Below are 419 nucleotides of genomic sequence, written 5' to 3' on the forward strand. Positions count from 1 at the left end.
GCGCTCGACGAAGGTGCCCACCGAGATCACCACCGCCGCGCCAGCGGTCTGCGAGAGGTTGAGGAACACGCGAGCGTGGATCTCGGGGTAGTGGCGCAAGAGCGTCGCGTTGGCGACGGGGAACCACTCGTTCTCCCAGCGATCGAGCTGCTCGATGACGGCCGGGTTGGGCGATCGTGGGGGAAGGACTGCGAGCGATACGTCGGTGACGCCTCGCAGCAGAGAGAGTCCTTCCTCGAGGTCTTCCTTGCCGAACCCTCGAGATGCGAGCGCAGACGCGATCTTCTTGTTGCGGAGTCCGAGCAGCAGCTTCAACACGCGCTCGGCCTTGTCACCGATCCTCTTCTTGGCCATTGGGGGCCTCCTCCTTGTTAGCGAGAGTCAACGTAGGGGACCAGAGATGATGCGCCAGTGGTTTT

General features: G+C 63.2%; 1 protein-coding gene. It reads right to left on the reverse strand.

Going from position 1 to position 419, the window contains the following annotated elements; translation table 11 throughout:
* A partial coding sequence (locus OEB96_RS00270) for a hypothetical protein (protein WP_323137301.1) occupies positions 1 to 354 on the reverse strand: 354 nt, incomplete at its 3' end.
* Positions 355 to 419: the final 65 nt, after the last annotated feature.

This window comes from Paraliomyxa miuraensis (assembly GCF_026337845.1).
GTDB lineage: Bacteria > Myxococcota_A > Polyangia > Nannocystales > Nannocystaceae > Paraliomyxa > Paraliomyxa miuraensis.